We start from the raw sequence: 17,447 nt of genomic DNA, 5'->3' as shown, positions 1-17,447 counted from the left end.
GATTTTATATTGAAAAAAAATAAAAAAAATGCGCTAGACTCAATGCATGACAAGCCATCGGGTGTGTTTAATAAACTGGTATTTTATAGCAGTTTATTCGCTGTATTGCTTGCGATTATTGAGACAGGGTTTGATTTTAAAGTTTGGTTGCATGGCGTGGCTTCGACGTTTTATTTAATCGTGCTTGGGCTTAATTTTATTGAGTTATTGAGTCAATATGTGCAAAAAGGTATACGCTCAAAGCTTGTGCTAACGTTTGATTTGTCCATTGCTTTATTAGTCATTGCGCTATTGGTGACACATTTTTTTGCCGATAATAGTTCTTTTTTATACAAATTCCTGTTTGAAAAATCGCTGATAAAAATTGCGTTGTTGGTTTCTTTTATTCGTAAGTTATTGGTGATGGAGTTCAGCTTTAAGATAGTCGTTGCCCATCCTGCCCAGTTGTTTATTTTAAGTTTTCTATTGCTTATTTTGCTCGGCACGTTTTTGCTGATGATGCCAAATGCCACTTATGGTCATATTGCGTTTGTTGATGCTCTATTTACTGCCACGAGTGCGGTGTGTATTACAGGTCTAGCGGTAAAAGATACCGGCGCTTTTTTTACCCCATTGGGTCAAATCATTATCATGTGTTTGTTTCAATTGGGCGGCTTAGGGATTTTAACTTTTGCCACTTATTTTAGTTATTTTTTTCGAGGACGCATCAGTTACCAGACACAGCTACAGATTGGGCATGTGACCTCAGCTAATCGTATGAGTGATGTGCTAAAGACGCTCAAAGTAATTTTTGCGGTCACGTTTGCGGTGGAGTCCGTGGCAGCCATAGCGATTTATCTCAGTATGCTTGATGTCCCTATGAGTATCCATCGTCGCATCTTTTTTTCGGTTTTTCATGCCATCTCTGCATTTTGTAATGCAGGTTTTTCAACGATGAGTGATAGCTTATATGAGTTACAACTGCGCTTTAATTATCCGTTACAAATGGTTGTGGCGGTGACATTTTTATTTGGGGGGTTGGGGTTTGCGATAGTTGCCAATGTCGTGGAATATTTGCGCCATCAGGTGATGCGCCTGTTGTTTCCTAACCGCTCACGATATGGTGCCAAGCCGTGGCTACTGAGTATCAATAGTCGCATTAGTTTAGTAACGACCTTGTCCTTGCTAGTGCTTGCCTTTGTCAGTGTGCTTGTATTTGAGTGGCAAGGCACCTTAACTGAGCATACCAGTGTCATCGGCAAACTTGTGACAGGGTTTTTTGTGGCAGCTGCACCGCGCTCATCAGGAATCAATGTGGTAGACATGGCACAGCTAGCGCCACCGACCGTGATGCTTACCATTGCACTGATGTGGGTTGGGGCAGCCCCAAACTCTACAGGCGGTGGTATCAAAACCACGACTTTTGCCGTCGCTGTACTCAATATTGTGTCACTGGCACGCGGCTATTCTCGTATCGAAATATTCCGTCGTGAAATTGCGGATATCTCAGTGAAGCGGGCATTTGCGATTATCTGTTTGTCAGTGATTATCATTGCGTTTGGTTGTACGTTAATACGCTGGGCAGAGCCCAACATGAGTATGACAGAAGTGTTATTTGAAAGTGTTTCTGCTTACACCACCACAGGATTAAGCTTAGGTATCACCCCGCATTTAAGTGCATTTAGTAAATCCGTACTGATTGGGCTGATGTTTTGTGGACGGGTTGGGGCATTGACCATCTTAATTGCCTTATTAAATCGCCCAAGGCATCAAAGCTATCGCTATCCTAGCGAAGAGATTATTATCACCTAAAGATAAATTGATAAGGTATAGATATGAAATACATCATCGTCGGTCTAGGCAATTTTGGCTCATCACTTGCCACCAAACTCACCAGTCAAGGACATGAGGTCATTGGTATTGATATCGACATGGATAAAGTTGAGCGCTACAAAGAATCCATTTCGCACACGATTTGTATCGATTCTACCAGTGAAAATGCCGTCTCGGGGTTACCCATTGCCCAGACAGATGTGGTACTCATTACCATTGGCGAAGACCAAGGGCAAAACGTGATGGTCACTGCGCTATTCAAAAATCTCAATGCCAAATATATCATTAGCCGAGCCATTAACCCACTGCACGAAAAAGTGCTACAAGCATTGGGGGTTGATGACATCATCCAGCCCGAAAACGAGGCGGCAACCCACTGGGCAAAGAAACTGTCGCTAACTGGCTTAATTGATTCATTTGAACTCGATAACGATTATAGTATCGTTCAAATACAGACACCGCCTACATTTTACGGTAAAACAGTTCACGCCCTTGATTTAATCAATCAATTTAATGTGATGCTATTAACCACCATTTCATTTCACCAAAACCAATTTGGTTTTGGTCGAAATCAAACTAAATCCAAAATCGATGGCATTGTGCATCCAGATTTTGTCATTGAGCCTGATACGGTTTTAGTATTATTTGGGGAAACCAATGACTTAAGACGGCTGTTCAAGTATATGCACGCATCCCAGAATTCATAACAATAGCTCATCAAAGCATCTAGTCGTTGTGGCTAATTTTTTGATTGTCGCTAGGCTTCTTGTGTTTTAACCACGGCTTGTGACCTTGTAAGCCGTAAGCCAAAATTTTCGGTCATAAAATGGTCACGTTTTAGTCACAAGCGTTTGATCACATTAGTTTTACTTAAATATTAGAAATAGATATCTTTTTAACTTAACAATCAAAATCAATTTTCCTAATCACATCAATATAAAAATGTATAAAATAATATATTTCTTAAAATCAATAACTTAGTATAAAATTTAAGCCAAAAAAAACCTCAAATCAGGGGAGATTTGAGGGATAAAACTTTAAAAATTTCGTTTTTAGTTCCACTAAAATAAGTGGCGCAGCGGACGGGACTCGAACCCGCGACCCCCGGCGTGACAGGCCGGTATTCTAACCAACTGAACTACCACTGCACGGTAGCTGATGACGACGACCCAAACTTGTCAAATTGGTGGGTCGTGACGGATTCGAACCGCCGACATTCTGCGTGTAAGGCAGACGCTCTACCAACTGAGCTAACGACCCTGATAGGCAATTTATAAGCCAATCAAGTTGCTTCAATATCATCGAAGTGACGCGTATTATATAGACTTGTGATGGATTGTCAACTAGTTATTTAAAGATTTTTTCGATATCTTTTTGCAAGCTTGGCATCGCTTTTTCAAATTGGCTTGTGTCACCTATCAAGGTCGGCATCATCACCTGCACAAACTCACTGGAAACTTGCGATTGTTTACTTAAAATGCGTTGTCCCATTGGGGTCTCATAAAATTGGTTGAGGGCATCGACCTCAGCTTGGGTATAGGTTCTTTTGGCAATCGCTTGATAAGTTTGTTGCAGTTGCTGTTTAGAGATGGGTTGGTCTAATTGCTGTCCTAAGACGGTGCTATATTTAACAAAGATATTTTTAAGCTGTTTTTGCGCATGACGGCTAAAAATACCCGCATTTTCATCTGTAGGCAATTCTTGAGGTAGCCCTTTCATCATACTGGCCGCTTGCTGACGTTGGGCAATCATTTCATCAATCATTTTATCGATATGTAGCACCTTGATAAGCTTGTCAAGCGATGCATCCGTGGGCTGGGTTTGCAATTCGTTGATAGTCGTAACTGGTGGTTGAGCACTAACTGGGTTGTTCTGAATGATTAATTCGGCGTAAGCAGGATGAACCAGCATAGTCATGCTAGATGATACCAATAAGGCTAGCCCTGCTAACTTTTTAGCGGTTAATGACCATAATAGGCGTAACGGTTTGTTGGATTTTATAGAGGGATATTTATGACGCATTTTTCTGCCTACTCGATATCACATTGGGGAATGTTATTACTTTGAAAACGTAATGCTTTACGCATCTGTGCGGCTTTTTGGCGGCATTCTTGCGGGCTATCTTTGATTTCAAGGGGTGGTACACGGGTGGGCTTGCCATATTTATCCACCGCTACCATGGTGAAATAACAACTATTGGTATGGCGTATCGTACGGTTTTGGATATTTTCTGCCTGCACTCGAATGCCTACTTCCATCGAAGTTTTGCCCACATAATTGACGCTTGCCAAAAAGGTGACTAACTCCCCTACATGAATCGGCTCACGAAAAATCACTTGATCCACCGATAGCGTCACCACGTAACCACCACTATAGCGACTGGCACAAGCATAAGCCACTTGGTCAAGCATCTTTAATAAATCGCCGCCATGCACATTGCCAGTGAAGTTTGCCAAATCAGGCGTCATCAGTACAGACATGGTAAGTTCGTTTTGTAAAGGGGCAACTTGCAAATTTTGATTTGATTCAATGGCGTTGGGCACAATGACGATCCTTCTTAATTTATATAACAACTATCATAAAAAATTATCAACCTCGGCATCTCAGATGTGAACTAACATAGCTGTAAATCAATGCTGTGAGCCAACTTGACCCATAGAGTGATGCCTTAATCGCTAAAGTAGCAAATTCGCCTTATCATCACAATAGCCAATCAGTAACTGACTGACTACTAGCCGCAATCTGGTCAAAAATAAAAAATCCGAATATTTTTGATATAGGGCTTGACAGTCACGGTTAATTTGCTACAATACGCACCACTTAAACACTGCGATGGTTTTTGCAAGTTTAACAAAAAATTCTACCGCTTATTCTCCAATAGCTCAGTCGGTAGAGCAATGGACTGTTAATCCATGTGTCCCTGGTTCGAGCCCAGGTTGGAGAGCCATATTAAGAAGACCTTTAACATTGCTTGTTAAAGGTCTTTTTTTATCTAGCATTATTGCTATAAATCATTTTGCATCATGAACTTTATTAATATTTTTTGCTAAAAAATGCTTGACTCATTTTTTAAATCTCAGTAATATACGCACCACTTGATTATCTGTTCTCCAATAGCTCAGTCGGTAGAGCAATGGACTGTTAATCCATGTGTCCCTGGTTCGAGCCCAGGTTGGAGAGCCAATCAAGCCAAATTCTGTTGTATATTTTGAACCCGTTCCCTTGTGAATGGGTTTTTTTATGAGCAAAGTTTAACAATTTGCTGTTTACTACGCCTTTGTTTGATACCCTATTATCTCACTTGCTAAAGTACTACTAGTATTACTATAAGATACTATTGATAAGATACTACTTATGACGCTGTCGTTTTCCCCTACCCAATCTCAATTTTTGACCCTACAACAAGCGATTAATAAAGACCGCATCACCCAGCTAGTGAGCGATCAGCAGCAAGGTAAACTGTCATCAGATGATAAATCTTACTATGAAAGCTTAATCACCCAATTTATCGAGCTAATCAAGCTGCCTGATAGCGCGCATTTGGCCATGCAGCTTTTACCAGAATTCAAAATCACCGTGCCAGCCTTGCTTGATGGCATGGCTTATCGCGCCGTGGCTGATAAAAACCCGAAAGCGTGTGTGTTTGCGGCATATATGATTGACCAATCGCTGTTGCAGCGCGATATGACGCCCCTGTTCAATGTGATTATTGAATTCGGTACGCCTGAACTGTGGGTTGAATTGGTAAAAAAAGTGAATAATGCCCCTGCCGATCGCATCGTTGAGAAGGTTTATCAATGTGATAAATCGGTACAGACCTATTGGGAACAACAAATTTTGTAAAGAAAATTAGCTTGATGGTCGCATCGAGCGTTAAGCTAATCCAACATTTGGCTAAGGTTTTTGTAGGAATTTTACGTTTGCCTTGCTTGTTTCTCGCCAATGAAATAATTACACTAGGTTAAAGATATCTAATTGCGCTAAATTTTCCGTCTAATTGATAAATTGGTTACATCTAGCTTCATTGCTAAAAATTGATCACACGCGAGGCATGCAAATGATTAGTAAAATCAAAAAAAATCAACAAGTCATGGTTCCTATCCATATCAAAATCACTGAAGAAATGCGGGATTTGTTGACCCAAGTCGCCAAAAGCCATGGGTTTCCACGTATTCAAGGCTTGATCCGCTTATATATTCGCCGGGGACTCGATGCCGAGAATGTCGGCTACTCACTTGCCAAAGACAGCCGTTTTATCGAAAAGCTGAAGCGTCAAGGGGTGTCCGATGAGGTGATTTTTGAAGCGATTGAAGAGACAGCCAATGAGCCAGAAGCCAAAGCAAACGATACGGCAAAACCTTAGGCATTTTTAGCCCCATAAAAAAACCCAAAACGCATATGTTTTGGGTTTTTTACGATTCATCAACGCTTTTATACGCTTATACAGTGGGATGATGCTCAATAGGCGGTAATGGCTGACCATTGAGCGCTGCGTCCAAGCGCTGTTTGTCTAGCGCATTTTCCCAACGTGACACGACAATCGTCGCACAGGCATTACCCGTTAGGTTGGTCAATGCACGGCACTCTGACATAAAGCGGTCAATCCCTAAGATAAGCGCCATACCTTCGATGGGCACAGTTGGCACCACCGCCAAAGTCGCTGCCAAGGTGATAAAACCAGCGCCCGTGATACCTGCCGCGCCTTTTGAGCTTAACATTGCGACCAATAATAACGTAATCTCTTGGGTCAATGTCAAATCAATATTACAGGCTTGCGCGATGAATAACGCTGCCATGGTCATATAAATGTTGGTACCATCTAGGTTAAATGAATACCCTGTTGGAATCACCAAACCGACCACTGATTTTTCGCAGCCTGCGCGTTCAAGTTTTTGCATCAAGGTTGGTAGTGCCGCTTCTGATGAACTAGTCCCTAACACCAATAGCAATTCATCTTTGATGTATTTAATCATCTTGATGATTGAAAAGCCGTTGTAACGTGCCACAGCACCGAGCACCACCAGCACAAATAGCAATGAAGTGATATAAAAACAGGCTATCAAAAAGGCTAAGTTACCCAGTGAGTGCACGCCATACTTACCAATGGTAAATGCCATCGCACCAAACGCCCCAATTGGCGCAGCTTTCATCAAGATTTCAACCGCTTTAAACACAGGCGCAGATAACTCTTGAAAGAAGTTTAACACGGGACGAGCACGATCACCCACGGATGCTAACGAAATACCAAACAGTACTGAAACAAATAACACTTGCAGGATATTCCCTTCCGTCAGTGGACTTACCATGGTTTCTGGAATGATATTCATCAAAAAACCGGTAATGGTACTATCGTGCGCTTTGCTAACATACTCAGACACTTTAGCCGCATCTTTCCCTGTTGCCAGTGTGGCTGGATCGATATTGAGGCCCGCACCAGGTTGCAACACATTGGCAACCACAAGACCGATGATCAATGCCAAGGTTGAAAAGGTAATGAAGTACAGCATTGCTTTACCAGCAACACGACCGACTCGCTTCATATTGCTCATACCAGCAATACCCGTTACCACTGTCAAGAAAATAACGGGGGCGATAATCATTTTAACCAATTTAATAAATGCATCACCCAGTGGTTTCATTGCCTCGCCCACTTCTGGGGCAAATACACCAAGCAAGATACCCAGTACAATGGCGATAATCACTTGTACATACAGAATTTGGTACCATTTACGGGGTTTGGGGGGTTCCACGAGTGTGGTGGTATCGATAGGTATCATGACAGATACACTCCTTTATCTGACGAACCCTAAAACTGGGATAAGGTTACATTTTCGATAAAAATTGTGGAACAAATTTAGCCAAATAGTCGCACAACCTTTAGAATTTTATCAACAATCATTAGAAAATCTAATGGATTACAGTGCTGCGTATATTAACAATGTGATAACGTATCAGCAAGGTAATTTTCAACATTATTGTTAAGCTGCAATGGGTCACATGGAGGCACTAAAACAATCCGTTGTATCAATATTTTTAGAGGCAGGATTGGTGGGTTTTTGAGCGTTTTTCGCTTCAATACTTTGCTTAAAATCAGCGCATGGTATGAGGCCAAGGTATTCAGTATAGTTATCTAACTTTCTATTTAGCTTTCTTTCGCTAATATTTTTTGCATTAACGTAAAAAAGTGCTTGCATTGTTATTTCACTTGTATATAATAGCCACCACAATTTGGAAGCTTGGCAGAGCGGTTGAATGCACCGGTCTTGAAAACCGGCAAGGGTGCGAGCCCTTCGAGAGTTCGAATCTCTCAGCTTCCGCCATATTAAAAAAACCCCTGACTTAATTAAGTTTTGGGGTTTTTTATTGCCTAAGATTTATCCCTATGAATATCATTCTTTTACCGCAAAATACCTCATCGACCGCTATTATTGATGATAAAACGAGTGTGATGCATTTAAAACAGGTGCTTAAAGTGACATTGGGCGATACGGTGAAAGTCGGTATCAAAAATGGTCATTTAGGCACAGCGGTTGTGAGCAATATCTACGATTCAAGTATCGAATTATCGCAAATCCACTGTACTATTGCGCCACCTGCCAAACTGCCACTGACTGTTATTTTGGCAATTCCCCGCCCCAAGGTATTGCGTCGTCTATTTTTGGACATGACGGCGATGGGCGCCCAGCATATTATCTTGGTCAATAGTTACCGTAGTGAAAAAAGCTACTGGCAAACCCCATTTTTAACTCAGCTCGATAACTATATCCATGAAGGCTTACAACAAGCCTGTGATACCGTAAGCCCGACCGTGAGCCTCAAAAAACGCTTAAAACCCTTTGTTGAAGATGAACTACCTGCTTTAATCGCAGGTAAACAGGCGATTTTGGCACATCCTTATGCCAATGAGCAGTTTACCCAAGTGTGGGACAATGCCCTGCCACATGTGCTAGTGATTGGGGCTGAAGGCGGCTGGATCGATTATGAAGTCGAATTATTCAAAACCGCTGGCTGCCAAGTGGCGCATATTGGCAATCGCATCTTACGCACTGAGAATGCCGTGAGTGTGCTCTGCGGTCATGCACTGTTAACTAGCCAATAAAAACAGCCCTATATTGCCGTCAGATAACCTGCTATCGCCAAAGTTAAGCGGACTCAAGTCTGAAAAATCATTACAACATCATAACAATTTTGTCTTGGGATTGATTTTGCATAAGGGTGTATGATATTTCCTGCTTCATGTCATAACGATAAAATTAAATAATATTGCATAACTAAACAACATGACTAGATAATATAACGAGATAAAAAGGAAAGCTCATGAAAGCGAGTGATATCTTAGATAACGCGACGTTTATGCCTTTTACTGCCCCACCTTGTTCGAATGGTCCTTACGAATTTTTTGACCGCGAATACTTTATTATCACCTACCGCACTGATCCCGAAAAACTGCGCGCTATTGTACCTGAGCCACTCCAAATCACTGATGACGCGCTAGTGAGTTACGAGTTTATCCGCATGCCTAACAGCACAGGTTTTGGCAACTATACCGAATCGGGACAAGTGATTGAAGTGATTGATGCCGAAGGCCGTCATGCCAATTATACCCATTGTATGTTTTTAGATGACTTTGGACCTACCGCGGGCGGGCGTGAGCTGTGGGGTTTTCCAAAAAAAATGGCGTCACCTGTATTAACCGTCGACAACACCGACACCCTACTTGGCACCCTCGACTATGGTAGTGTGCGTGTGGCCACAGGCACTATGGCGTATAAATATGATGAACTGGACAAAGCCACCGTCAAAGCCAATATGGAAAAAACCCCCAATTATTTGTTAAAACTTATTCCCCATGTCGATGGCACGCCGCGTATTTGCGAGTTAGTGCGTTATTATTTGACCGATGTAGAAGTTAAAGCAGCCTATACAGGACCTGCTACCTTACAGTTATTTGACCATGTGATGGCACCCGTGTCAAAATTACCTGTGCTAGAAATCGTCAAAACCTCTCATATTATTGCTAATCTCACCCTGGCGTTGGGAGAAGTAGCGGTAGACTACATTGCCGATGCGCAAGCCCGTCCCGATAGTAACTTTCAATAATTAATTTTCAATAAGTAAAACCGTCATAATAAAACCACTTTGTCATAAAAAATTAAGGAGAAAATCATGGCTACTCAACTCACTACTGATTTAACCGGTAAAGTCGCACTCGTCACTGGCTCTGCAAGTGGTATCGGTCGCGATATCGCAGAAACCTATGCCAAAGCAGGCGCTGCGGTAGGTATTGCAGATATCAACCCAGATGCGGCGCAAGCAACCGTGGATGCAATTAAATCCGCAGGCGGCAAAGCGGTTGCCATTGTAATGGATGTGACCAATGAAGATGCGGTAAATGCTGGCGTGGATAAACTGGTACAAGAATTTGGGGATATTGATATTTTAGTGTCCAATGCCGGTATCCAAATCATCAACCCCATCGACCAATTTAGCTACGCTGATTGGAAAAAAATGATTGGCATCCATCTAGACGGTGCTTTTTTGACTACCAAAGCGGCACTTAAATACATGTATCAAAATGATAAAGTAGGTACAGTTATTTATATGGGCTCAGTACACTCGCATGAAGCCTCAGCCCTAAAAGCGCCGTACGTCTCTGCCAAACACGCGCTATTAGGTCTAGCCCGCGTATTGGCTAAAGAAGGCGCAGCCCACAACGTGCGCTCATATGTGGTATGTCCAGGCTTTGTCAAAACCCCACTGGTTGAAAAACAAATCCCAGAACAAGCCAAAGAAAAAGGCATTTCTGAAGAAGAAGTGGTGAAAAACGTGATGCTAGGTCAAACCGTTGACGGTGAATTTACCACAACCGATGATATCGCTCAATTAACCTTATTTTTAACGGCTTTCCCAACCAATGCGATGACGGGTCAATCATTTATTGCAAGTCACGGCTGGTTTATGAAATAGCTGAATGCTGTCCTATAAAACCAAAGTACAAGAAAATCTGAAGTACAAAAATAAATTACAAAACTGACTGATAAAAAAGGACTAGCTAAGCTAGTCCTTTTTATTTTTGCATTTGCAATCTATATAAATGGTTAATTCATAAGTTACAGATCGTCAATGAGCTTTCGACCATCACTCGCCACAGGTTCATGGTCAATTTTTTGAATCTCTGATTTTATAAGCTGTTCCTTATTATCAGCGATACATTGCATGATCATGGCAAGTTGTTGCTTGGTCGCATCTTGATATTTTTCTGCTAAGATTTGCCCGACGTGACCGGCAGTTTGGGCGGCTTTTGGGTTGGCAAGCCAGCGAGCCAGTTGCTGCGTTAATTCATCACTACCATTGACTTGCACCAATGCACCGGCTTGTTTTAACTGATCTACAATCAGTTGGCAAGATTGGGTATACTGCCCCATAATAATTGGCTTGCCGACAATGGCTGCTTCAATCGGATTATGCCCCCCGATATTGACCAAAGACCCACCGACAATGGCAATGTCTGAAAGAGCATACCACACGCCAAGTTCACCCATACTATCTGCCAGATAGACGCTCTCGTTTTTGGCAGGTTCGCCATCTTGGCTACGACGAATCACCGGCAAATTTTTGGAATCAATCAATTTGGCGACATCATCAAAACGCTCGGGATGACGTGGTACGATAATGAGTAGCGGATGACGGTTGGCATACTGGGCTTTCACGGTTAAAAAACTGTCTAAAATTGCCAATTCTTCGCCTTCATGGGTGCTGGCTGCCAAAATCACGGCGCGATCTGGCAAGTTCCAACTTTCTCGTAACTTTTCGGCACGGCTTAGCATCAACGGGTTGGTTTTACTAGACCATTTAAGCGAGCTGGCAATGCGGATTTTGTCACTGGTAGCGCCCAATTGGCGAAAGCGTTTGGCAGAATCGCTGTCTTGGGCGATGATAAGGCTTAAATTCTCCATCATACTTTGGCTAAGCTTGGCAGCTTTTTGATATCCCTTAAAAGATTTTTCAGACAAGCGACCATTGACCAAAATCGTGGCAATTTGACGATTGTTCAATTCAGCAAGCGTGGTGCCCCACAATTCAGTCTCGATAAATAACGCGGCGACGGGTTGGACATGGGTCAAAAATTTATCAATCACTGCTTTGCTATCGACCGGTACAAAACTATGGTACGCCTTACCTGCTGCTATCTCAGGCGCAAACAGCTGCTCGACGCGGTTAAAGCCTGTATGGGTGGTATTGGTCACCCACAACGCATAGCCTTGCGCGAGCAAATCTCTTAAAATCGGTTCGGCGGTATTGGTTTCACCGAGGGACACCGCATGACACCAAATTATCGGCTGGCGGGTATGAATCTTTGGAAACACTTGACCAAAGCGTTGCTGCTTTTCATTAGGCAAGGTGGTTTTGCTCGCAAGTTTTAGTTGGTATAGTGGCTTTAACAGCGACATGGCGAGACGATAGTATAACGGTGTGGCTTGCATAACGACTCTTGAAACAACTTAATAAAAAAATGCCGTTATTGTAAAAAACGAGGGCTTAAATAGCAATAAAAACCCTACTTTGTAAGTAGGGTTTTTGAACTTAGAGGTTCGCGAAATTCAAGGCGAACAATTAGGCTTGTTCTGTCCAGCGTTTTTGTGATTCTTTAATCACCGCTTTGGCTTCCTCGATGTCACCCCAACTTTCAACTTTGGTTGTGCCCGCTTTTTTCAAATCTTTATAGTGATTGAAATGGAACTCGATTTGTTTAATCAATTGCTGTGGTAAATCTGCTAGGGTATTGATCGCGTTACCGTTGTTGCGGTCGTCGGCAGGTACCACAACCACTTTGTCATCCACTTCACCATCATCCACGAATTTCATCACGCCAATGACTTTGGCTTCGATAAAAATACCTGTTGGTAGCGGGGTGTCAGTGATAATCAGTGCGTCTAATTCGTCGCCATCTTCATCAAGGGTTTGTGGGATAAAACCATAGTTGGTTGGTTTGGCAAATAATTGTGGCTCTACGCGGTCAAGTTGCATCACGCCAAGTTTACGGTTCCATTCGATTTTGTTGTTTGAACCCGCTGGAATTTCGATAACTACGTTAATCACGCCGCCATCAACATCGCCCGCATCAAGAATTTGGTTAAAATCTGCCATGAGTTTTTCCTTTTTGTTAATAAAGTTGTTTATAAAACTGCTTGTAAAAAAGTAGCCTAAAAGTGGGTTGATTATAGCAAAGTCTGTTGGCTTTCTCTATTTTTTCCCGCCGCAACTTCTAGGAAATTATGAATATCCATAGGCAAGTTTGGAATTAAAAAAATTGGTCGTTTAACATCCTGTGTTAATTAAAATCCACTTACTTTTCAATAAACTTGGCTTTGTCTTTAAACATACATTCGTCAAACACCGGGCATTTGCCACATTCGGGACTTCTAGCTTTACAAGTATAACGCCCATGCAAAATCAAATAATGGTGCGCGTCCAATATATAATCCTGTGGTATGCGTGCGATGAGTTTATCTTCCACTTCTCGCACATTTTTACCCGTTGCCAAGCCTGTTCGATTGCCGACACGAAAAATATGGGTATCCACTGCCATGGTGGGCTGCCCAAAGGCGGTGTTGAGCACCACATTGGCAGTTTTTCGCCCTACCCCCGCTAGGCTTTCAAGCTCGTGGCGGGTTTGCGGTACTTCGCTAGCAAATTTATCCACCAAATCTTGGCAGCATTTCATCACATTTTTGGCTTTGCTATTATATAGCCCAATGGTTTTGATATAGCTTTTTAGCCCGGCTTCACCCAAATCCAAAATTGCTTGCGGGGTATTGGCAACGGCATATAGTTTACGGGTAGCCAGATTGACACTGACATCGGTGGCTTGTGCCGACAGTATGACCGCGATCAACAATTCAAAGTTGCTCTGATATTCCAGTTCCGTCTCTGGTTTTTCAATGGCTGCGGCTAGTTTTTGGAAAAACGGCAACACGTTTTTATTGGGCATACGCCGTGAGGGCGGCGTCTCTGCGGTTTTGGGCACTTGGATTTTTGGTTTGATGTTGGCAACCATTATGCACTCTTTAAGTTATTGCAGTGTCGCAAGTTGCTGCTGCAAGGCTTGCACCAAGGCTTGTTTATTGTCATCTGCGCGTACGGCAAGTTGTTTTTCTAATTTTTTGATTTGGGTGCGTAGTTTTGCCGCTTCAATGGCGTTTTTAGCCGCTGCTGCATCGATATCGACTTTGATATCATTGAGTTTGGCTTGTACCATACTGACCACAGGTTTGGCATTGGTATTGTCATTGACTTGGCGTTCGATACGGTCAAGGTGCGCGTAATAGCGCGCGCGTAATCCGTCTTGTTCGGTTTGCCTTGTCGCGTCATCCATCAACCGTGTGAAGGGCACCAGCTCGATGCAGTCCACTGGACAGGGTGGCAAACACAGCTCACAGCCTGTGCATAGGTCGGTAAAAATGGTGTGCATACGTTTGCCCGAGCCAATAATGGCATCGACAGGACACGCAGGAATACATTTGGTACAGCCAATGCAATCTTCTTCTCGAATGATGGCTCGCATTTCCATCGGACGATTGGTAGCGGGATCGGTTTGCCACTTTGAGGCTTCAGCTGTCAGTGGGATACGCCCAAGCAACTTGCCGATTTGGTCAGTAACTGATTGTCCACCGGGCACGCATTGGTTATGCGATTCGCCCAGTGTGACAATGGCGGTGGCATACGGCAGACAGCCTTCAGGATGACCGCATAGCCCGCATTGGGTTTGCGGCAGGACTTGGTCGATTTGTTGTATTAATCGTTGATGCTCGATACTTAGGCTATTTAGGTTTAAATTATTAAATAGATTGGGTACCTTGAAAACAGGTTGGCAATCAGACATGGCTCAATTTTTATTCACTATAATCATTAATGTGTATTTTACCATAGCTCATGCCTATTTCGCCTATAACCTATCAATACAAATCATCAAGACAAATCATCAAGACAAATCACTTAATCAATCTGTTTTAGATTGGTAATGCTGTTTGACCCATTCGATCAGTTGGTAAGCAATCGTGCCTTTTGGCGGAATGACAGGGCCGTTTTCATCTAAACTATCTACATCAAAAAATTGGGCATCCATCAGCTCATTGTTATCTATGGTGATATCGCCACTTTGGTATTCTGCAATAAAGCCTACCATTAAATTGCTAGGAAAAGGCCACGGTTGGCTGCCAAAATAGCGCAAATTGCTGACAGATAATCCTACCTCTTCCATCACTTCACGATGCACGCATTGCTCTAAGCTCTCACCCACTTCCACAAAACCTGCCAGCACGGTATACATTTTGCTATCGGTCGCCCGTAGATGATGCGCTAACAAAATCTGCGGTTTGTTTGCGGTAGTTTTGATGATGGCGGTGATGATACAAGGCTGCACTCTGGGATATTGGTGATAATGGCAGCTAGGGCAAACGGTGGCATTTTCAATGAGGTGTAACTCCGTGGGCGTACCACAGCGGCTACAAAACTGATGATCTTGACGAAAGCGTAACAACTGCATGGCTTTGGCTAATTGGTTGGTTTGTAGCGCATCAAGGCTGCCAATCAGATGTCGAAAGCGCAAAAACTCAATCTGTCCTGTAATTTCTTCTGGCAATTGTGACAAGTCGATATCTTGATGGGCAACGGCATAAATACTGTTGCCTGCCTCATCTGTGTCCACTTTAACGGCCTGAGCGGGCACGTCCTCACAACGATAAAAAAAAGGAAGTCCGCCTATACAGGCGAACATATCGTTATCACATATAAGTAAATCATGGTGTAATGCGGTCATATTGGTTACCAAATTACTTTAAGCCACAAGCATGTGTTGTAAGCTGCGATAGCCGACATACATTGCATGGTTGCCTGCGGGTTTGTTCGTTTCAAGACTTTCTAGATAATAATCTGCTGACATCACAATATCGGCAATTTTAGCAAGCTCATGCTCTGACAACTCGCGACCGTGTTGCTCGATTAAGTTTTGTAGCACTGTAGCAGCGTGTTTGAGCAGTTGGCTTTGTCGAGGTAAGTTTAAAAATAAGCAAGCACCCGAGATAGCGCGCATCATATCAGGCACAGGCGTGATATGTAGAATATCTTTGTCGGCGTCATTTAGATAATCATTGAGCGCAGTTTCAATGGTGGCAATCGCGGTACGGCTTTCTTGGACTAGCGTGTTGTGAGCCGTTTCGATTTGATGTAGCGAAATAGTCTGGTTGTACACGGGCAATGTCACCGCACCTGGGGTATGTGATTTTGCCAGGTTAATCGCCGCATTTTCCGCCATCATTAAAGTGCCAAGCAAGCCATCAAAATCATTAGGCGTTGGCTGCGTCCAAGTTTTTACTTTGCCAGTTTGTTGATTCAGTGCCGCACTAACCTCATTTAAATTTAAGGTTTTAAACACATTACTTAAATCATGCAAACGCTGGGCCATGCTATCAATCTCATCTGTACTTGAATTGAGATTAACTTGGCGGGCATAACTGTCACTGGCAGATTTAATCAAATCGATTTCTTGCTGGATGAGCTGGTTAAGCGTACTGGTCGCTTCACAGTCAGGTCCAAATAAGAAGCGACGCATGGCTGTTAACTGGGTTTCGTTTAAGGTATTGGCCGAGAATTTGCGCTGAACTTGCAGGGCAAGCTGGCTATCTCTTGAGCTGGCAAACTGCACCAAATCAGCAAAACGAGAATCATTGACAGGCAGATAGTCATTAAATTGTTGTTCAACAAAAATCAGCGCGCGCTTTTGCAAGTTACTAAGCGGTAATACCTCTGCCAAATCTGATACCGCCGCATCAGCGGCATGCCAAAACAAACTATCGGTACGTTTTGAAACCATTTCACACGCAGCTTGCATGGCTTTGAGTTTTCCTCGCTCTTTTGGCGATAATTGATTGCTTTGTGCGGTGAGCGCCACGCTCAGACCTGCGCGATAAGCTTCCACTAATTTTTTTGGGTCAATGCCGAGTGATTTTAACGGTTGGTAATTTTGTTCCGGGTTGGCAATCGCGATGCTGCTGTTTTTGTGGCCAGTTAACGCTGATAGCTGCAGCGCTGGCTGATTCAAATCGCTGTGAAGTTGATTGATAATCGGCAACAACAACGAAGGTTCAATGGTCTCTTTAAGTAATACAAACTCGATATAACGCGCCAATGTCATGATGCCTTCTGACACATCCATTATCATATCATTGCTGGCTTTGTCACGGTTGGCTTGGTCACGCTCGTCATAGAGTTTTTGCAGTCCTGCCGATAGACTATTGGCAAGTTCATACCCTTCCTCTAATTGAATCAACCGCAGTACTTTTGCCAATTGCGCCAAGGTATCCACGGAATCAAGTAGCAAAGGCGCTTGACTACTGTCGTCATTAAACTCACTTAAATGCATCTCGGCATCGTGTAGCGTCACGGCAATCTCAGGTCTTAATAAATGCAATGAAGGCAAATCAAAATTGGTGGCCGTTAGTTTTTGTGAGTTAGGACTTGGCAGACTCATGTTTTTTTATCCAAAATGACTTTAAGTTGATAAAGGTAAAATGACAGCTACGCTTATTGCTGATTATTGTAAGACGTCCCTATGCCAGTGTCTATGTCAAAGTGTT

Annotated in this window: 17 protein-coding genes and 5 tRNA genes; 10 read left to right on the top strand and 12 right to left on the bottom strand. The window is 42.9% G+C overall.

Annotated elements, in window-relative coordinates; all coding sequences use genetic code 11:
* Nucleotides 1–9: 9 nt before the first annotated feature.
* The gene (locus RTP55_RS04400) at nucleotides 10–1,791 is read left to right on the top strand and encodes a TrkH family potassium uptake protein (RefSeq protein WP_312384476.1); all 1,782 of its coding nucleotides are present in this window, start codon (nucleotides 10–12) and stop codon (nucleotides 1,789–1,791) included.
* Between the two features lie 23 nt (nucleotides 1,792–1,814).
* Nucleotides 1,815–2,519 carry a potassium channel family protein gene (locus RTP55_RS04395; RefSeq protein ID WP_135889249.1) on the top strand — a complete coding sequence of 235 codons (705 nt, stop codon included), beginning with the start codon at nucleotides 1,815–1,817 and terminating at the stop codon, nucleotides 2,517–2,519.
* 364 nt (nucleotides 2,520–2,883) lie between these two features.
* Here RTP55_RS04395 and RTP55_RS04390 read toward each other — a convergent pair.
* The 4 genes from RTP55_RS04390 to RTP55_RS04375 form a co-directional block, all read right to left on the bottom strand.
* Nucleotides 2,884–2,960, bottom strand: a tRNA-Asp gene (locus RTP55_RS04390).
* A gap of 36 nt (nucleotides 2,961–2,996) precedes the next feature.
* A tRNA-Val gene (locus RTP55_RS04385) sits at nucleotides 2,997–3,072 on the bottom strand.
* An 87-nt stretch (nucleotides 3,073–3,159) separates the two neighbouring features.
* Entirely contained in the window at nucleotides 3,160–3,834 is a 675-nt protein-coding gene (locus RTP55_RS04380) for a DUF2059 domain-containing protein (RefSeq protein WP_312384471.1), read from the bottom strand.
* A gap of 8 nt (nucleotides 3,835–3,842) precedes the next feature.
* Entirely contained in the window at nucleotides 3,843–4,292 is a 450-nt protein-coding gene (locus RTP55_RS04375) for an acyl-CoA thioesterase (protein WP_188875133.1), read from the bottom strand.
* 391 nt (nucleotides 4,293–4,683) lie between these two features.
* Here RTP55_RS04375 and RTP55_RS04370 point away from each other — a divergent pair.
* The 4 genes from RTP55_RS04370 (at nucleotide 4,684) to RTP55_RS04355 (ending at nucleotide 6,175) form a co-directional block, all read left to right on the top strand.
* A tRNA-Asn gene (locus tag RTP55_RS04370) sits at nucleotides 4,684–4,759 on the top strand.
* Nucleotides 4,760–4,919: 160 nt separating this feature from the next.
* Nucleotides 4,920–4,995 (top strand) — tRNA-Asn (locus tag RTP55_RS04365).
* 171 nt (nucleotides 4,996–5,166) lie between these two features.
* Nucleotides 5,167–5,655: a hypothetical protein gene (locus RTP55_RS04360; RefSeq protein WP_312384468.1), complete on the top strand. Its 489-nt coding sequence runs from the start codon at nucleotides 5,167–5,169 to the stop codon at nucleotides 5,653–5,655.
* Between the two features lie 214 nt (nucleotides 5,656–5,869).
* Entirely contained in the window at nucleotides 5,870–6,175 is a 306-nt protein-coding gene (locus RTP55_RS04355) for a hypothetical protein (RefSeq protein ID WP_007116315.1), read from the top strand.
* 76 nt (nucleotides 6,176–6,251) lie between these two features.
* On the opposite strand, the gene RTP55_RS04350 is transcribed toward RTP55_RS04355, so the two are convergent.
* Nucleotides 6,252–7,589, bottom strand: a complete 1,338-nt coding sequence (locus RTP55_RS04350; protein WP_312384465.1) for a dicarboxylate/amino acid:cation symporter — start codon at nucleotides 7,587–7,589, stop codon at nucleotides 6,252–6,254.
* A 216-nt stretch (nucleotides 7,590–7,805) separates the two neighbouring features.
* On the bottom strand, nucleotides 7,806–8,006 hold the full coding sequence (locus tag RTP55_RS04345) for a hypothetical protein (protein ID WP_312384463.1): 201 nt from the start codon (nucleotides 8,004–8,006) through the stop codon (nucleotides 7,806–7,808).
* A 36-nt stretch (nucleotides 8,007–8,042) separates the two neighbouring features.
* Between RTP55_RS04345 and RTP55_RS04340 the strand changes: the two genes are divergently transcribed.
* The 4 genes from RTP55_RS04340 (at nucleotide 8,043) to RTP55_RS04325 (ending at nucleotide 10,779) form a co-directional block, all read left to right on the top strand.
* Nucleotides 8,043–8,132: transfer RNA gene (locus RTP55_RS04340), tRNA-Ser, on the top strand.
* Between the two features lie 62 nt (nucleotides 8,133–8,194).
* Entirely contained in the window at nucleotides 8,195–8,911 is a 717-nt protein-coding gene (locus RTP55_RS04335; protein WP_312384461.1) for a 16S rRNA (uracil(1498)-N(3))-methyltransferase, read from the top strand.
* A gap of 218 nt (nucleotides 8,912–9,129) precedes the next feature.
* Nucleotides 9,130–9,912 carry an acetoacetate decarboxylase gene (locus tag RTP55_RS04330; protein WP_060994805.1) on the top strand — a complete coding sequence of 261 codons (783 nt, stop codon included), beginning with the start codon at nucleotides 9,130–9,132 and terminating at the stop codon, nucleotides 9,910–9,912.
* Between the two features lie 66 nt (nucleotides 9,913–9,978).
* A complete protein-coding gene (locus RTP55_RS04325) occupies nucleotides 9,979–10,779 on the top strand; it encodes a 3-hydroxybutyrate dehydrogenase (RefSeq protein ID WP_007116321.1) in 801 nt (266 codons plus the stop codon).
* A gap of 143 nt (nucleotides 10,780–10,922) precedes the next feature.
* Here the strand turns inward: RTP55_RS04325 and RTP55_RS04320 are convergent, their stop codons facing one another.
* The 6 genes from RTP55_RS04320 to RTP55_RS04295 all read right to left on the bottom strand — a co-directional run bounded on the left by RTP55_RS04320 (nucleotide 10,923) and on the right by RTP55_RS04295 (nucleotide 17,341).
* Complete coding sequence (locus RTP55_RS04320) at nucleotides 10,923–12,296, bottom strand: 3-deoxy-D-manno-octulosonic acid transferase (RefSeq protein WP_312384458.1); 1,374 nt, start codon at nucleotides 12,294–12,296, stop codon at nucleotides 10,923–10,925.
* Between the two features lie 130 nt (nucleotides 12,297–12,426).
* Nucleotides 12,427–12,960 (bottom strand): inorganic diphosphatase, encoded by a 534-nt coding sequence (locus RTP55_RS04315; protein ID WP_060994803.1) that lies wholly within the window; start codon nucleotides 12,958–12,960, stop codon nucleotides 12,427–12,429.
* 199 nt (nucleotides 12,961–13,159) lie between these two features.
* On the bottom strand, nucleotides 13,160–13,804 hold the full coding sequence (gene nth / locus RTP55_RS04310) for an endonuclease III (RefSeq protein WP_076774650.1): 645 nt from the start codon (nucleotides 13,802–13,804) through the stop codon (nucleotides 13,160–13,162).
* An 81-nt stretch (nucleotides 13,805–13,885) separates the two neighbouring features.
* A complete protein-coding gene (locus tag RTP55_RS04305; protein WP_312384455.1) occupies nucleotides 13,886–14,695 on the bottom strand; it encodes an RnfABCDGE type electron transport complex subunit B in 810 nt (269 codons plus the stop codon).
* A 117-nt stretch (nucleotides 14,696–14,812) separates the two neighbouring features.
* Complete coding sequence (nudC, locus tag RTP55_RS04300) at nucleotides 14,813–15,631, bottom strand: NAD(+) diphosphatase (RefSeq protein WP_312384453.1); 819 nt, start codon at nucleotides 15,629–15,631, stop codon at nucleotides 14,813–14,815.
* 18 nt (nucleotides 15,632–15,649) lie between these two features.
* Nucleotides 15,650–17,341 carry a hypothetical protein gene (locus RTP55_RS04295; protein WP_312384450.1) on the bottom strand — a complete coding sequence of 564 codons (1,692 nt, stop codon included), beginning with the start codon at nucleotides 17,339–17,341 and terminating at the stop codon, nucleotides 15,650–15,652.
* Between the last annotated feature and the right edge of the window lie 106 nt (nucleotides 17,342–17,447).

The organism is Moraxella sp. CTOTU47579 (genome assembly GCF_032004885.1).
Classification (GTDB): Bacteria; Pseudomonadota; Gammaproteobacteria; order Pseudomonadales; family Moraxellaceae; genus Faucicola; species Faucicola tetraodonis.
The sequence above is the reverse complement of the archived record's forward strand: the minus strand, read 5'-3'. Positions and strand labels throughout refer to the sequence as shown.

Bases quoted from the DNA above. Each gene is read 5' to 3' on its own strand.
- RTP55_RS04320 (WP_312384458.1), bottom strand. From the start codon at position 12,296: ATGCAAGCCACACCGTTATACTATCGTCTCGCCATGTCGCTGTTAAAG.
- RTP55_RS04315 (WP_060994803.1), bottom strand. From the start codon at position 12,960: ATGGCAGATTTTAACCAAATTCTTGATGCGGGCGATGTTGATGGCGGC.
- nudC (WP_312384453.1), bottom strand. From the start codon at position 15,631: ATGACCGCATTACACCATGATTTACTTATATGTGATAACGATATGTTC.
- RTP55_RS04305 (WP_312384455.1), bottom strand. From the start codon at position 14,695: ATGTCTGATTGCCAACCTGTTTTCAAGGTACCCAATCTATTTAATAAT.
- RTP55_RS04375 (WP_188875133.1), bottom strand. From the start codon at position 4,292: ATGTCTGTACTGATGACGCCTGATTTGGCAAACTTCACTGGCAATGTG.
- RTP55_RS04395 (WP_135889249.1), top strand. From the start codon at position 1,815: ATGAAATACATCATCGTCGGTCTAGGCAATTTTGGCTCATCACTTGCC.
- RTP55_RS04325 (WP_007116321.1), top strand. From the start codon at position 9,979: ATGGCTACTCAACTCACTACTGATTTAACCGGTAAAGTCGCACTCGTC.
- RTP55_RS04335 (WP_312384461.1), top strand. From the start codon at position 8,195: ATGAATATCATTCTTTTACCGCAAAATACCTCATCGACCGCTATTATT.
- RTP55_RS04345 (WP_312384463.1), bottom strand. From the start codon at position 8,006: ATGCAAGCACTTTTTTACGTTAATGCAAAAAATATTAGCGAAAGAAAG.
- RTP55_RS04380 (WP_312384471.1), bottom strand. From the start codon at position 3,834: ATGCGTCATAAATATCCCTCTATAAAATCCAACAAACCGTTACGCCTA.
- nth (WP_076774650.1), bottom strand. From the start codon at position 13,804: ATGCCCAATAAAAACGTGTTGCCGTTTTTCCAAAAACTAGCCGCAGCC.
- RTP55_RS04350 (WP_312384465.1), bottom strand. From the start codon at position 7,589: ATGATACCTATCGATACCACCACACTCGTGGAACCCCCCAAACCCCGT.
- RTP55_RS04295 (WP_312384450.1), bottom strand. From the start codon at position 17,341: ATGAGTCTGCCAAGTCCTAACTCACAAAAACTAACGGCCACCAATTTT.
- RTP55_RS04355 (WP_007116315.1), top strand. From the start codon at position 5,870: ATGATTAGTAAAATCAAAAAAAATCAACAAGTCATGGTTCCTATCCAT.
- RTP55_RS04360 (WP_312384468.1), top strand. From the start codon at position 5,167: ATGACGCTGTCGTTTTCCCCTACCCAATCTCAATTTTTGACCCTACAA.
- RTP55_RS04330 (WP_060994805.1), top strand. From the start codon at position 9,130: ATGAAAGCGAGTGATATCTTAGATAACGCGACGTTTATGCCTTTTACT.